Annotated in this window: 13 protein-coding genes and 2 pseudogenes; 4 read left to right on the top strand and 11 right to left on the bottom strand. The window is 63.9% G+C overall.

What is annotated here, in order from left to right:
• Positions 1 to 11: 11 nt before the first annotated feature.
• Positions 12 to 716, top strand: coding sequence for an energy transducer TonB (locus tag HDG33_RS10135; RefSeq protein WP_184025147.1), 705 nt, complete (start codon positions 12 to 14; stop codon positions 714 to 716).
• A 7-nt stretch (positions 717 to 723) separates the two neighbouring features.
• On the opposite strand, the pseudogene HDG33_RS10130 reads toward HDG33_RS10135, so the two are convergent.
• Positions 724 to 1,389 (bottom strand): annotated as a pseudogene (locus HDG33_RS10130) (tannase/feruloyl esterase family alpha/beta hydrolase); the annotation flags it as partial.
• 334 nt (positions 1,390 to 1,723) lie between these two features.
• Positions 1,724 to 2,689, bottom strand: coding sequence for a GlxA family transcriptional regulator (locus HDG33_RS10125; RefSeq protein ID WP_184025144.1), 966 nt, complete (start codon positions 2,687 to 2,689; stop codon positions 1,724 to 1,726).
• Between the two features lie 110 nt (positions 2,690 to 2,799).
• On the opposite strand from HDG33_RS10125, the gene HDG33_RS10120 reads away from it, so the two are divergent.
• On the top strand, positions 2,800 to 3,090 hold the full coding sequence (locus tag HDG33_RS10120) for a hypothetical protein (RefSeq protein WP_184025141.1): 291 nt from the start codon (positions 2,800 to 2,802) through the stop codon (positions 3,088 to 3,090).
• A 58-nt stretch (positions 3,091 to 3,148) separates the two neighbouring features.
• Here HDG33_RS10120 and HDG33_RS10115 read toward each other — a convergent pair whose 3' ends face one another.
• Both HDG33_RS10115 and HDG33_RS10110 read right to left on the bottom strand, forming a co-directional pair.
• Complete coding sequence (locus tag HDG33_RS10115) at positions 3,149 to 3,961, bottom strand: DUF4377 domain-containing protein (RefSeq protein WP_311548253.1); 813 nt, start codon at positions 3,959 to 3,961, stop codon at positions 3,149 to 3,151.
• Between the two features lie 273 nt (positions 3,962 to 4,234).
• Positions 4,235 to 4,768 carry a hypothetical protein gene (locus HDG33_RS10110; RefSeq protein ID WP_184025138.1) on the bottom strand — a complete coding sequence of 178 codons (534 nt, stop codon included), beginning with the start codon at positions 4,766 to 4,768 and terminating at the stop codon, positions 4,235 to 4,237.
• An 87-nt stretch (positions 4,769 to 4,855) separates the two neighbouring features.
• Between HDG33_RS10110 and HDG33_RS10105 the strand changes: the two genes are divergently transcribed.
• Positions 4,856 to 5,788 (top strand): LysR family transcriptional regulator, encoded by a 933-nt coding sequence (locus HDG33_RS10105; protein WP_184025135.1) that lies wholly within the window; start codon positions 4,856 to 4,858, stop codon positions 5,786 to 5,788.
• 30 nt (positions 5,789 to 5,818) lie between these two features.
• Here HDG33_RS10105 and HDG33_RS37240 read toward each other — a convergent pair.
• From HDG33_RS37240 to HDG33_RS10095, 3 genes and pseudogenes are all read right to left on the bottom strand, one after another.
• Positions 5,819 to 5,896: pseudogene (locus tag HDG33_RS37240) on the bottom strand (transposase); the annotation flags it as partial.
• A 148-nt stretch (positions 5,897 to 6,044) separates the two neighbouring features.
• Positions 6,045 to 6,512, bottom strand: coding sequence for a universal stress protein (locus HDG33_RS10100; protein WP_184025129.1), 468 nt, complete (start codon positions 6,510 to 6,512; stop codon positions 6,045 to 6,047).
• Between the two features lie 181 nt (positions 6,513 to 6,693).
• Complete coding sequence (locus tag HDG33_RS10095) at positions 6,694 to 6,879, bottom strand: hypothetical protein (RefSeq protein WP_184025126.1); 186 nt, start codon at positions 6,877 to 6,879, stop codon at positions 6,694 to 6,696.
• Between the two features lie 273 nt (positions 6,880 to 7,152).
• Between HDG33_RS10095 and HDG33_RS10090 the strand changes: the two genes are divergently transcribed.
• Positions 7,153 to 7,689, top strand: a complete 537-nt coding sequence (locus tag HDG33_RS10090; RefSeq protein WP_409258994.1) for a hypothetical protein — start codon at positions 7,153 to 7,155, stop codon at positions 7,687 to 7,689.
• Between the two features lie 228 nt (positions 7,690 to 7,917).
• Here the strand turns inward: HDG33_RS10090 and HDG33_RS10085 are convergent, their stop codons facing one another.
• From HDG33_RS10085 to HDG33_RS10070, 4 genes are all read right to left on the bottom strand, one after another.
• On the bottom strand, positions 7,918 to 8,166 hold the full coding sequence (locus HDG33_RS10085; RefSeq protein WP_184025116.1) for a hypothetical protein: 249 nt from the start codon (positions 8,164 to 8,166) through the stop codon (positions 7,918 to 7,920).
• Between the two features lie 82 nt (positions 8,167 to 8,248).
• The gene (locus HDG33_RS10080; protein WP_184025105.1) at positions 8,249 to 9,001 is read right to left on the bottom strand and encodes an AAA family ATPase; all 753 of its coding nucleotides are present in this window, start codon (positions 8,999 to 9,001) and stop codon (positions 8,249 to 8,251) included.
• A 25-nt stretch (positions 9,002 to 9,026) separates the two neighbouring features.
• Complete coding sequence (locus HDG33_RS10075; RefSeq protein WP_184025102.1) at positions 9,027 to 9,920, bottom strand: transglutaminase family protein; 894 nt, start codon at positions 9,918 to 9,920, stop codon at positions 9,027 to 9,029.
• Positions 9,917 to 12,547: a circularly permuted type 2 ATP-grasp protein gene (locus HDG33_RS10070; RefSeq protein WP_184025099.1), complete on the bottom strand. Its 2,631-nt coding sequence runs from the start codon at positions 12,545 to 12,547 to the stop codon at positions 9,917 to 9,919. The genes HDG33_RS10075 and HDG33_RS10070 overlap by 4 nt, the downstream gene beginning before the upstream one ends.
• Positions 12,548 to 12,571 lie beyond the last annotated feature (24 nt).

The following is a 12,571-nucleotide window of genomic DNA, read 5'->3' as shown; positions in this document are numbered from 1 at the left end:
AGGGGCACGTTGTGGGAACGCTGCGTACCGCCGTCGCTTGTCTGATCTCGCTGGGTATCTGGCTTCTGGTGCTGGCTGCGCTGTCGTCCGGGTTGCTGAAGTCGAGTCAGCCAGCCCCACCGCCTGCTCCACTGGATATGCGCGTGGTCGTGCTCGACGAGCCTGCGCCGCCTGAATCCCGTCCGTCGCAAACTCCGGTTGCGGTTCCAGCGGAACAGGCGCCACGGCACGCGCAGACGCAATCGCGTACCTCAGCGCATGGCGCGGTGCCGCCTGTGCCAACCAGGCCGCAGACGCTGACGACGCCCGCTGCCGCAGCGCCGTCAGTACCGGTTGCTAGTCAGGCACAACGCCCGTCGCAAGATGATCAGCCGGAACAAACGGCCGCCGCGGGATCGCAGCAATCGTCCGCACAGCACGACGCCGCTCCAGCCGCCTCGGCAAGCTCCAACACCGCCGCCCGCTCCATATCGCAACCGCTACCGACGCTGCCCGACGACTTGCGCGAGCAGGCCTATCAGACGATCGCGACAGCCCGCTTCACGATCCACGCCGACGGCTCGGTCGATGTCGAGCTCATTCACGCGACGCCGAACCCCCGTCTCAATCAGCTGCTGCTCGACACGTTGCGGCGCTGGCGCTTTTTTCCCGCGCTGCGCGATGGCCGGCCCGTCGAAAGCACGCAAAACATCCGCGTGCATTTCAACGTCAGTTGAACAGCGCCTACTGTCTTGCGCAGGTGAAATTCGCCGCGCCGTTCACGTCGCCCGAGCCGTTATAGCGCGGAAAGGTCGGATATTGGCACAGCGGCCGTGTGCGTCCGGGCACGCCCGCCGTATCGGCGACGATCTGCGCGGGCGGCACCACGCCGTTTTCGACCCAGTTTTCGAGCGTCGTCAGCGAATCCCACGAGGCGTTGAACACGGTGCTGAGCGCATGGCCATAGCCGGGAATCTCGTAGAAGCGCACGAAGTTCGCCACGGTGGACACGCCCATCGTCGCTTGCAGACGCTGATAGTACTGCTCGGTCGAACGCGTGCTGACGAGCGCGTCGGCCATGCCGTGCGCCATCAGGATCTTGCCGCCCTTCGCATTGAAGGCCGACAGATCCGTCTTGTTGACGTCCTGCAGGCCCGTCAGCTGACTGATGCGCGCCTGCAGACTGCCCGGATTCTGCGGATCGACGGCGAGCGAGTTGTAGTTCGGGTCGCGCGTGACGAAGTAGCGGATCCACTGGTCCCAGAACACGCTCAGATACGGCGCGGTCGTGGGCATCGGCGATGCGGGCTGTGACATGCCGAGCGCGAGCGTGGTCACTGCCGGCTGCAACGCCGAAGGATTCGCGATGCCGAGATCGGCGCCGTACACGTTGAAGCCCGGATACTGCGTATAGAACCGCGAGCAATGGCGCGACGGAAATGACGGGAACCAAAGAGAAGAATGACGGAACGGCGCGCCGCATGGGCATGACTGTCTCCATCCTGGTTTGGAGACGCGGTCGCACGAGTCGGCTTCATCTCGCACGCCGTGTCTGCGCTGGGGGATGTGAGGCGCGAAGGTATACGGCAATGCGGTGCGTAGCAAGCGGCGTGCCGCGAGCCGCCGGCGGGCCACGGCATGCATGGCAGCCAGGCGGCCAGCACATTCAATCGTCGGTTGCGATCCGGAAAGCGCGTAAGAGTCGACTTTGCAATCGGCTTCGCTGCCGCGCTCGCGATAGCCTTCAACGCAGATCCGCACGAAGATCGCGCACGCCTTTGCCGAGCCGTTGGCGCAACAGCGTGCGCAACGTGGCACCGTCGACATAGCCGACCTCGGCCGCGATCGCGTCGATGCCGAGGCCGCTGCCATGCAGCAGCGACTGCGCATACTCGACACGCAGGTCCTGAAAGTAAGCCAATGGCGATTTGCCGAGCACGTCCTGGCAACGACGCTGCAGCGTACGCGCGCTCGTCGCCAATGCGGCCGCAGCATGCTGCAGCGAGAACCCTTCCTTCAGATGATCGCGCGCCCATCGCTCGAAACGCTGAATCAGCGGATCGGCTTGAGCCAGATGGTTCGGGATGATGTACGGCGCCTGCGATGAGCGCAGGTCGGCGAGCAGGTAGCGCGACACGAGCGTAGCCAGCTCGGGGCTCGCGCGGCGGATCAACCACAGCGCGAGATCGAGATGCCCCATCGCCGCGCCCGCAGTCACACCGACGTCCGATGGCACCAGCATGCGCGACTCGTCGAGCAACACGGCCGGATAGCGTTGCCGGAACAATGGACCCAGCCACCAGGTCGTGGTCGCTTCGCGATGATCGAGGAGTCCGGTTTCCGCGACGAGGAACGTGCCGATGCACGACGCGGCGATCAACGTGCCCTGTGCATGCCATGCCAGCATTTGCACCCTGGCGTCGCGCACGTCCGGCCGCTCGAGCGCGGGTACCAGCTGCTCCGGCGTACCGGTACTGAGCGCGGGAATGATCACCCAGTCCGGCTTCAGGTCCGCGGTGATCGCTTGCACGGGGATGGTCAGCCCCTGCCCTGAGCGAACCTTCTTGCGCACGCCGACGACCGACAGTTCGAAGTGCGGCCGCCCGCCCATCTTCGCGGCCGCGAACCGGTTGGCAAGCGAGAACGCGTCGAGCATGACGGTGAGACCGGTGTCGAACAGCCCCTGCAAGGCGAGCACGGCGATGCGCATGGCGTAAATGACCCTAAAGTTGTCATTTGCGACGATACAGCTTTTCCCGGCCGAGGGCTACAGTGAGCCCCGTTGTACATCGCAACCAACGTCGACCCAGGAGGTCACTGATGAAAGTTTTCGCCATCGCAACCGCACAACCGACCCTCACCCCGGACAAGCTCCAGCAGCACATGCCCCACGAGGTGCCGGCCACGCTCCAGCTTTATCTCGACGGCAAGGTCGAGCAGTTCTGGTTCCGCGACAAGGCCGGACCGATTTTCCTGATGAACGTCGGGTCGGTCGACGAGGCCAAGGCAATACTCAACGCGTTGCCGCTCGTGGCTGACGGGCTGATGAAGTATGAATACCTGCCGGTGGGACCGCTCGCGCCGCTGGGACGGCTGATTCAGAAGGGGTGAAGTCACGCTGGTGGGGAGCCGTGCCGCCAATGTGCCTGGCGGCACGTTTGAAGAAGCATTACTGCCCGACCTTCTCCGATTCGACGACCAGGTCCAGCACATAAGCGACCGACGGCCCATCGGCAGGCGGGTTCCTGACTGTGAAACGCTTCACGCGCACGACGTTACGGATGCCCGGCGTGTGCGTATAGCCTTCGATATCCTGATTCAACGGGTGCCACGGACCAGGCGTGCCGGTCGCCAGGCCCTGCTCGTCGAAGAAGCGATCGCGCACGAGCAGACATTGCGCGTTCGGCATCAACGGATGGTTGCACGGCACGGACTGCGCCGCCACTTCAAGGAACGCTATTTGACCGGGGCCGCCGTAGCGCGTCTCGGCCGTGGGCACACCGGTAAATCTCAGCGTGTCGCCGCTATCGGTGACCAGTTGCAGGCTCGGCGCGTTGTCCCGCGTGAGCAGGGTCACGTTGACGCTGCCGCGCACACGCTGCGAGATCGCATCGTCGAGTGCGGCAAGCGCGGCATCGTGGCAGGCCATCATCGTGCTGACCATCGGGCCGATCTGCAAATACCCTTTCCTGACGGTGTAACCCGCTCCCATGCTGTTGCAGCTATTGACGACGGTGATCCGGTATGGACTGAAGTCGAGCTGCACGGGCCTGTCTGGGCGGACGAACAGGGCATCGATGTGCGTGCCATTGCGATCGATCGCGTTGTTCAGTTGCCAGTGGTATCGGGTCAACAGATCGGTGCCGGTCGGCGACGCCGGGTTGGCGGCCGCCGTGGTTGCCGATGGCGCCGGCGCTGTCACTTCCGGTGCCTGTGCGCAGGCGGCGAGAAAGAGCGGCAGCAATAGCATGCAGTATTTCACGTCGGCACCTCGCTGAGTTCAGTGGTCGTTCCGGGCGTTTGCTCGCGTCGTCGGGCCAAGGGACGCGAGAATCAGGTCGCATGCACGAAAGCCGGAAGTGCCAGTGAAGGGTACCACCCGGCCGCATCAGGCCGGGTTTGCGCACCTGCTTAGTTCAGGCCGCGAGCATCGACTCGACGACCGACAGCATAACGCAGGTGGAAGGCGTAAAAACGTCGCTCGATGCTGATCGGATTCCTCGTTACGTGGCCGAACTGCGGCCAGTGCGGCAGGCTACGCCTGGGAAATGTCACGGCCGACGGAAGGACGGGCGTGACGCCGCTTCAGCCGAGGGCGCAACATCAGATAGAAGGCGGCAACATGCGTGATCGCCAGCATCGGCACATAGATGATCGGAATCGCGTACAAGGCGCCCAGCTCGCCTGCATGCGCGGGCAGATCGGCCGCGGTTGCGTGGTAGTAGTCGATGATCAGGTCGGCCATACCAACCAGATTGAAAGCGACGACGAACGACCAGAACAGCGGACGTATCCGGGCCGTCAGCAACGCCAGCATCGCCAGCACCCCCGTGGCGAAATCCCCATAGGCGGCGAACACGGCGAAGCTCGCGGACAGTTGCGCACTGACGACACCAGGCAACAGAAAGGCGAGCCCGAAGAAGCGGAAGCTGTGCAACGTGGCGACCGCGCGTTGCGCGTCGAATGGAGCCATCGACTTGAGCTTCGGCCAGACGTAGGTGCCGAAGCACAATAGCCAGGCGACATAGCCCAGAACGAGATGCAACTGAAAGAGAAGCCGCGGTGCCATGATGCCTCCTGTCGAAAGGTGGACGCGCAGGTGTTAGGTGTACCATCGTCTCGCGCGGGTGACTATTCCTCACAATGTTGACAGGCTATGAAGCAGAACTTCACAGTCAGGCAGGGCGCGCTCGACGGCGTCGAAGTCTTCCTCAGCGTTGCCGAGCATCGCAGTTTTCGCGGGGCCGCCGCGCAACTGGGCGTGACGCCGTCGGCCGTCAGTCAGGCGGTGCGCGTGCTCGAAGCCCGCCTCGGTGCGACGCTCTTCATCCGCACCACGCGCAGCGTCGGCTTGACCGAAGCCGGCGAGCGCTTTCTCGCTCGGGCCAAGCCCGCCTTCGAGGAACTCGTCGCCGCCAGCGAGGTGGCGCGCGGACTCGGCGAGCGACCGTCCGGCCTGTTGCGTCTTTCCGTGCCGCGTGCAGTCGTGCCGATCCTGCTGGAGCCGCTGATCGCGTCATTCTGCAAGGCCAATCCCGAGGTCGAGGTGGAAATAGCGGCCAGCAAGGAGCTGATCGATCTCGCGACGGAAGGCTTCGACGCCGGCATCCGGCTCGGTCAGTTCGTCGCCGCCGACATGGTCGCGGTGCCGCTCACGGCACCGTTCCGTTTTGTCGTCGTGGGAAGTCCTGCCTATTTCGCAGCGCGCGGCCGCCCCGAGCAAATGGACGATCTGCGCGAGCATGCATGCATTCGCTGGCGGCGCTCCAGCGGCGCGCTCGCGTTGTGGTCGTTCAACGATAACGGCCAGCCGATCGAGATCGCCGTCTCCGGTCCTTTCATCGCCAGCGATTTTCCGAGCGTGCTGGGCGCTGCGATCGAAGGCGTTGGCCTTGCCCAGCTACCCGAGCCGATGGCCGCCGAGGGGTTGCGAACGGGAAAGCTGGTGCACGTTCTGAAGGCGTACGCGCCGATGGTCCCGGGCGTGTTTCTCTACTATCCGAGCCGCCGCCAGATCATGCCGAAGCTGCGTGCGTTCATCGATCATGTGAAGAGCCGCGCGACGCGCTCGATGCCTGGCGACAGTTGACGAAGTTGATGATGTCGTCGAGGAAGCTCAAAGGTCTTCGCATAGCCGTCGCTCGGACCGGACACCGAAGCAGTAACCCACGATCAGCATGCGACTCATGAGCTCCGGCGTTTCGGCAGCGAGCTGATAGGCGCGGCCATGCGAGCTTTTGTTCGTCAACGCAAACGTTCTCAGCGTCTCTACGCTCAAGCCGCTTCCAGCTTGCGAGATCGGTCGCGTTTGTCCTGAGCCCATCATCTGCAGCAGTTTGCGGATTTTATGCCGATGGTGCTTCGCTCTCATGCCGCGATTTTTTCATCGTCGCCGGATCGCGCACGATGGTGACCGCGCACGGCGCGTAGGCGAGCACCTGGCGGGCGACCGAACCGATCAGCCAGCGATCGAACGGCGTATGTCCGCGATGCCCCACCACGAGATGGTCGATAGCATGCCGCTCCGCGTACAGCACGATCTCCTTTGCCGGCGGGCCGACCACGAGATCGAACTCCACGGCCCCGATCGAAGCGGCGAGCTTCGCCTTGATGTCGTCGAGGATCTCGGTGGCATGGCGCACTTCCAGATCGATCAGATTTTTTCGCTCAACTTCTATCGCACCCCAGTCCGGCGTGCGCGCGACGACGAGCACATGCAAGCGCGCGTCGAAACGCTTCGCGAGATCGACCGCGAAAGCAACGGCATATTGCGCGGACGCCGACCCGTCATAACCTACCAGCACGTTCTGCATGATCTGCTCCTGTGCGGTTCAAACTGGGCCGTGACTTTGTTGGACGAAATGCATCGAGCCATTTGCGTGAACCGCGAGCGCTCCCCGACTTCACGGCGTCGGCGCGAAAGCATGCGCGAACCACTCGCGAACCCGCCGCGTGGATTGTCATGCGGACGACGTCGGCACCTGCGGTGTTGAATCAGTTGTCGTCGCTTCTGGGCGGGAGGTGCTCGTGAGGCTCGGGCTCTGCCGCGTCGGCGTTAGGAAGGTCGTCTGGGGCCGGATTTTTCAGGCCCTTCGGATCGGGCTGGCGAGTCTTGCCGGCGGAAGTTTGCGCGGGGTCGAGAGAGGTGCCGGTCGGCTCAGCGGATGGATTGGAGGTCATGATGTGCTCCTGCGCTGATGAATACAGCTTCTACCATGATAGTTCACCTGGCCGACTTGAGTCATACGCGCTGTCACGCCATCACTACTGTCACGCCGCCCGCTGTTTCTAGCCACGCTAACCACAGGATCGCCCCGCGCGCCTTTTGTTGCCGCTGGCGGTGCACGCAAGCGTGCATACCGAGGAAAATTCCGCGTTCCGAACCACATCGAAAAAGCACAGGAAGAAACGCCCGACGGCCTTCGTGAGGACGCGGGCGGGAGTCGTAGGTTGATGGAAGCCTGCGCAAGATCCTGTATGGTTACCGGCTGTGCAATATTCTGTTCAAGACCGATTGCGGACGTGCTCGGTTATGGCACGAGCGCCGACGCACACCATATGACGTCTCTGCCCGAAGACGGTGCCGGCGGACGACGAGCGATGGAACTGGCGATCCAGCAGGCGCACCTTGAACCAAAGCTGATCGGGCATTTGAACGCCCATGCGACGTCCACGCCGGTAGGCGACATTAGTGAGCTGGCTGCCATAAAGGCTATCTTTGGAATAGGTCGAGGTCCCGCCGTGTCAGCCACCAAGTCCTCGACAGGACATCTGCTTGGTGCGGCTGGCGGCGTGGAAGCAATCTTCACCGTGCTTGCGCTGCGTGACCAGCTTGCGCCTCCTACACTCAACTTGACACGGCCTGATGCGGCAGCGGAAGGCATCGACATTGTCAGCGGATCGGCCCGCAAGATATCGACGGAATATGCAATCTCCAATGGCTTTGGTTTTGGGGGCGTCAATGCCAGCCCGGTATTCCGTCGACTTTGATTCTGGCTGCGAGCTGAAAAAAGAGCTCGAACGCAGGCCCGGGCGCCATTGACCGAGTCAGCGAAGGGTACTACGGCGGTAAGTATCGCGCGTGTCCATCCACGTTCGCCACATGAAATCGGGTGCTGCGCCGTTCCCGTGAAGCGGGCCTGAAGGATTTCTCAGTGTAAGGATAGGCGAAGGAACCCCGAAGGTGATCTCGTCACCCGAGTGCCCCCGCGCACCGGACTAGCGATAGTTGACGAAGTTGATGATGTCGTTGAGGAACCACGGCAGAATCAGTTGCGTGTCGGAATAGCTGGTGCCGACGGTGAGTCGCGGTGGTCTAGACGCGGAGTCGGCGGGCGGCGCGCCGTCAGGCGTGTGCAGCATGTAGGCGTCCGTATTGGCTGCCGTCTGATTGTCCGCGGGCGCCGAGGTCGAAGTGCAGCCGGCGGTGAGAAAGACCAGCGCTGCTGCGAACCAAAGGGACTTCATGAGGATGTGAACTCCGGCGACGTTTTCGACATTATCGCAGTGAACGTTGCATTCGCCATAGCCCGCACGTAGCGGACACCCGCTACTCGCCGCCCAGCAAAGTATCCAGCATGCGCCGCGGGTTCATCAGAAAGGAGCGCATAACCTGGTAGTGCTCCGTTTCCTCGTAGGCCACTTGCGACACGCCGTCCGCATGAAAGTGATAGATCGCCGCCTCGGGATAAGCCATCAGGATCGGCGAGTGCGTCGCGATGACAAACTGCGAGTCGTCGCTCGCCAGAGCGTGGATTCGGGCAAGCGCGGCAAGCTGCCGTTGCGGTGACAACGCGGCTTCGGGTTCGTCGAGCAGATAAAGTCCTTTGCCGCCGAACCTGTTCATCAGCAGAGCCAGGAACGACTCCCCGTGCGACTGCTCATGCAGCGAGCGGCCGCCATACGAATTGATGACCGGCGGCCCGAGTCCCGCCTCCGCATCGAGGTTTTCGATTTCGGTTGCGACGTTGAAAAAACTTTCGGCACGAAGAAAGAAGCCATCCTTAGGATGCCTGACACCCTTCGCGATACGCAGATAGTCCCCCAGATTCGAATGCGAATGGCGCGTTCCGAAGTGGAAGTTCTTTGTGCCGCCCTCCGGATTGAATCCCATCGACACCGCGATCGCTTCAAGAAACGTCGATTTTCCCGAGCCGTTTTCACCGATCAGAAACGTGACCTTCGGATGCGGGACCAGCGACTCGAACGCCCGGATGGCGGGTAGACAAAACGGATAGCGGTCGAACGAGTCGACCTTCTCGCGTAAAAGGGAAATCCGGCTGATGTACTGGGTGGAAATCATCGCAGGCACATTGACAGGGGCCGCGTCATTCTAACCCCAGCACCGTCACCCCCACTTCCATCCGATGCGCGCCGCCGCCAAGAATCGTCCCGCGCAGTAACGACACGTCGCTGTAATCGCGCCCGATCGCAAGCGTTACATGATCGAGATCGGCAAGCACGTCATTGGTCGGATCGAGATCGATCCAGCCGCTAGCCGGACAATGCACCGACACCCACGCATGCGAAGCATCCGCGCCGATCAGCCGCGGCTGGCCCGGCGGCGGATCGTTGCGCAGATAGCCGCTGACGTAGCGGGCGGGCAAGCCAAGCGAGCGCAGACAGCCGATCATCACCTGCGCGAAATCCTGACACACGCCGCTCTTCAGCTCAAACGCGCGTTCGGCCGGCGTATCGAACAGCGTCGCCGACGGCTTGTACGCGAAGTCCTCGTGAATCCGATGCATCAGATCGATCGCGCCCGCGACGAGCGGCCGGCCGGGCGTGAAGCTCGGCAACGCATACGCGCGCAGCGACGGCCGTAGCGCAATATTCGGCGAAGCGAAGCAGTACTCCACCTCGGCACGGAACGCGCCGCCCACGCGAAACCGCAGCGCCTCGGCCACCGTCTCCCAGGGCGGGGTGGCCTCGGCGTCGAGGTTGGTCCAGCGCGGCGTCAGCGCGACCGTGGTTTCGCTGACGAGCTGCAGGCGCTCGTGCGGTGTATCGAGCGCGAAGTACAGCACGTCGTTGCCGAATGCGTCGATGCGGCTATGCTGATACGACGGCTGCGGCTCGATCCGCTCGCTGCGTGAGATCACACGCTGCCACGGACACGCGAGCGGCCGGATCGTCGCCAGATGCTGCGCGGTTTCGACATACGTCGAGTAATGGTAAACAGTGCGATGCGAAACAGACAGCACCGTCGACGCGTTCTTCATGCCCACACCTGCGAGGCAACCGTGGTCGCGTGACTGAAATAGCGCGCGCTGATCTCATGCGCGGCCGCGTTGGCGAAGCCGCCGATCTGATCGCACAGCGCAATCAGCTTGCCATACGAGCCCTGTTCGTCGACCTCGCAGAGCGATTCGAGCGTCGGCAGCGATTCGACGGGCGGCAGCAGCTCCGCGAACGGCCGATGCCGCACGCTGCCCGCCGCGATGGCGATCTCGTCGAGTTTGTTGCGCAGCCGCTCGTACACGCCATAAATGCCGCGCGGATTGTGCGGTTCGATCACGAGCAGATCGAGCAGCGCCGGTACTTCGAAACGTCCCGGATACAGCGAGCGATACGTGAGCGTGCTGTCGAACATTTGCAGCAGCAGATCGAAGCCGGCCGGCGTCGCGAGCTGGCCGTTCACGGCAACACCGCGCATGAACGCGGCCATCGTCGCGACGCGCTCGAGATGACGTCCGACGAACAGCAGCCGCCACGCTTCATCGCGCGTCATGCGGTCGCCTTGCGCGCCGCTAATCGCCGATAGTTGCACCGACAGATGCTCGAGCGCATTTGCGAGCGTCACGCGGTCGTAGCGATCGAACGCATTGCCGCTGCTCGTGGCACCCGCACCGCCGTTGCCCGCGCCCACGGCTGGCGACAACACCTGCAACGCGTCCTGAAAGTCGTTGCGCGCCGCGAGGATCATGCGCCAATGATCATTCGACAAACGCCCGCGCACCTCGCCGTTCGCGCGCGCCTGGCAATTGAGGTTCTGGCTGATGCTGACGCTGCCCGCGCTCTCGCCGAGATTCGCGACGAGCGCGCGCTCGAACGTCTGCGGCGACGGCAGCCCGTGCGGCGACGCCAGGTCGCCAGGCTGCACGAGGCCGCACCATGTCGCGAGTTCGACCAGCGTCGCGAACATCGAATCGGCGTCGTTGCCTTCGAGCGAGCCGAGAATCAGCCGCAGCAGACGCACGTTGTTTTCCGCCCGCTCGCCGTAACGGCCCGCCCAGAACAGGTTCTCCGCGGCACGGCTCGATACCGTACGATGCTTGCGCGTGAGATCGGCGGGCTGCATCGGCGAAGGCAGCAGTGTGAAGGTCGAGCTCGGCTGGCTCGACAGCACCCAGGTATCGACGCTGCTGCCGCCGTGCTGCATCGATACCGTGGTCTGACGCTCCGCGGCCATGCGCGTGAAACCGCCCGGCATCACGTGCCAGCCGCCGTTGACGTCGGCGATCGCATAGACGCGCAGCACCGACGGCCTTCCGCCGATCGTGCCCTCCTCGAAGCGCGGCGTGCAGGAAAAGCGCTGCTCCTGCTGGATCGTGAACGCGTCGGGCAACGCGTCGATGCGCTCGCGCCATGTCGCGACCGGCTGCCTGCCCCCTTCGATGCCGGGCGGCGTGTCGCGTCCCGTGAGCGGCCAGGTCGGCACGATGAACGCGTCGTCGAGATGCGCGAACGCATGCTCGCGCGCGGCCCGTTCGCCGCACCACCAGGTCGGCACGCCGGGCAGCAGCAGCTCTTCGCCGAGCAACGCTTCGGCGATACCCGGCATGAAACCGTGCAACGCCGGCGACTCGGCGAACCCCGAGCCCGGCACGTTCGACACGATCACATTGCCCGCGCGCATCACCTGCAACAGCCCCGGCACGCCGATCGTCGAATCGGCGCGCAGTTCGATCGGGTCGCAGAATGCGTCGTCGAGACGGCGCAGCACGACGTGCACGCGTTCGAGGCCGGCCAGGGTCTTCAGATAGAGCCGGTCGCCGCGCACGGTCAGATCCTTGCCTTCGACCAGCGTGACGCCGAGATAGCGCGCCAGAAACACATGCTCGAAATAGGTTTCGCTGTACGGCCCAGGCGTGAGCAGCGCGATATGCGGTGACGCGTCGGCGCTTTCCTCGTTGCGCATCGTCGCTTGCGCGGCCTGCACGAGCGTCGCGATCAGTTGCGAATAGAGCGGCGCGAGCCGGCTCACGCGCAGCGAGCGGAACGGCTCCGCGAGGAGCGTCGACACGATCAGGCGGTTTTCGAGCGCGTAGCCGAGACCGGACGGCGCCTCGGTGCGATGCGCGATCACGCTCCACTCGCCGCCCGGCGTACGCGCGAGATCGAGCGCGACGACCTGCAGATACTGACCGCCGGGCGGCGTAAAGCCCTTCACCGAACGCAGGTAGCCCGGATGGCCGAACACCAGCGCGGGCGGCAGTCGGCCATCTTCGAGCAGCGTCCGCGGTCCGTAGATGTCGGCAACGATCGCGTTGAGCAGATGCGCGCGCTGCGCGACGCCGCGCTCGAGGTGCGCCCACTCGGCCTCGCTGATCAGGAACGGCAGGAGGTCGAGCGCCCATGGCCGTGACTTGCCGTTGTCCGCGTAGACGTTGTAGCTGATGTCGTTGTCGCGGATCTGCTGCGCGATCGACGCGTGATGGTCCGCGAGCCGCGCCACGCCGTCTTCGTCGAGCAGTGCGAAGAACTGCCGCCATGGCTCGCGCAGCGCGCCCGACTCGTCGCGCAGCTCGTCCCAATGTCCGTCATGACCCGGCAGCAATCGCAACAGGGACGAAGCGTCCGCCGGCAGCGCGGACGCCTCGAAGGGCAAAGTCGATTGAAAGGCCAAGGTCGTTTGCTGTCAGTGATGCGT

Origin of the sequence: Paraburkholderia sp. Cpub6 (genome assembly GCF_014201065.1) — a bacterium.
GTDB lineage: Bacteria > Pseudomonadota > Gammaproteobacteria > Burkholderiales > Burkholderiaceae > Paraburkholderia > Paraburkholderia tuberum.
Note: the sequence above shows the minus strand (reverse complement) of the source record. Positions and strands in the feature narration are given on the sequence as shown.

Excerpts from the sequence above, each read along its gene's own strand:
- HDG33_RS10100 (WP_184025129.1), bottom strand. The coding sequence starts at position 6,512 with ATGCAGAACGTGCTGGTAGGTTATGACGGGTCGGCGTCCGCGCAATAT.
- HDG33_RS10080 (WP_184025105.1), bottom strand. The coding sequence starts at position 9,001 with ATGATTTCCACCCAGTACATCAGCCGGATTTCCCTTTTACGCGAGAAG.
- HDG33_RS10105 (WP_184025135.1), top strand. The coding sequence starts at position 4,856 with ATGAAGCAGAACTTCACAGTCAGGCAGGGCGCGCTCGACGGCGTCGAA.
- HDG33_RS10085 (WP_184025116.1), bottom strand. The coding sequence starts at position 8,166 with ATGAAGTCCCTTTGGTTCGCAGCAGCGCTGGTCTTTCTCACCGCCGGC.
- HDG33_RS10075 (WP_184025102.1), bottom strand. The coding sequence starts at position 9,920 with ATGAAGAACGCGTCGACGGTGCTGTCTGTTTCGCATCGCACTGTTTAC.
- HDG33_RS10110 (WP_184025138.1), bottom strand. The coding sequence starts at position 4,768 with ATGGCACCGCGGCTTCTCTTTCAGTTGCATCTCGTTCTGGGCTATGTC.
- HDG33_RS10120 (WP_184025141.1), top strand. The coding sequence starts at position 2,800 with ATGAAAGTTTTCGCCATCGCAACCGCACAACCGACCCTCACCCCGGAC.
- HDG33_RS10090 (WP_409258994.1), top strand. The coding sequence starts at position 7,153 with ATGGAAGCCTGCGCAAGATCCTGTATGGTTACCGGCTGTGCAATATTC.
- HDG33_RS10125 (WP_184025144.1), bottom strand. The coding sequence starts at position 2,689 with ATGCGCATCGCCGTGCTCGCCTTGCAGGGGCTGTTCGACACCGGTCTC.
- HDG33_RS10095 (WP_184025126.1), bottom strand. The coding sequence starts at position 6,879 with ATGACCTCCAATCCATCCGCTGAGCCGACCGGCACCTCTCTCGACCCC.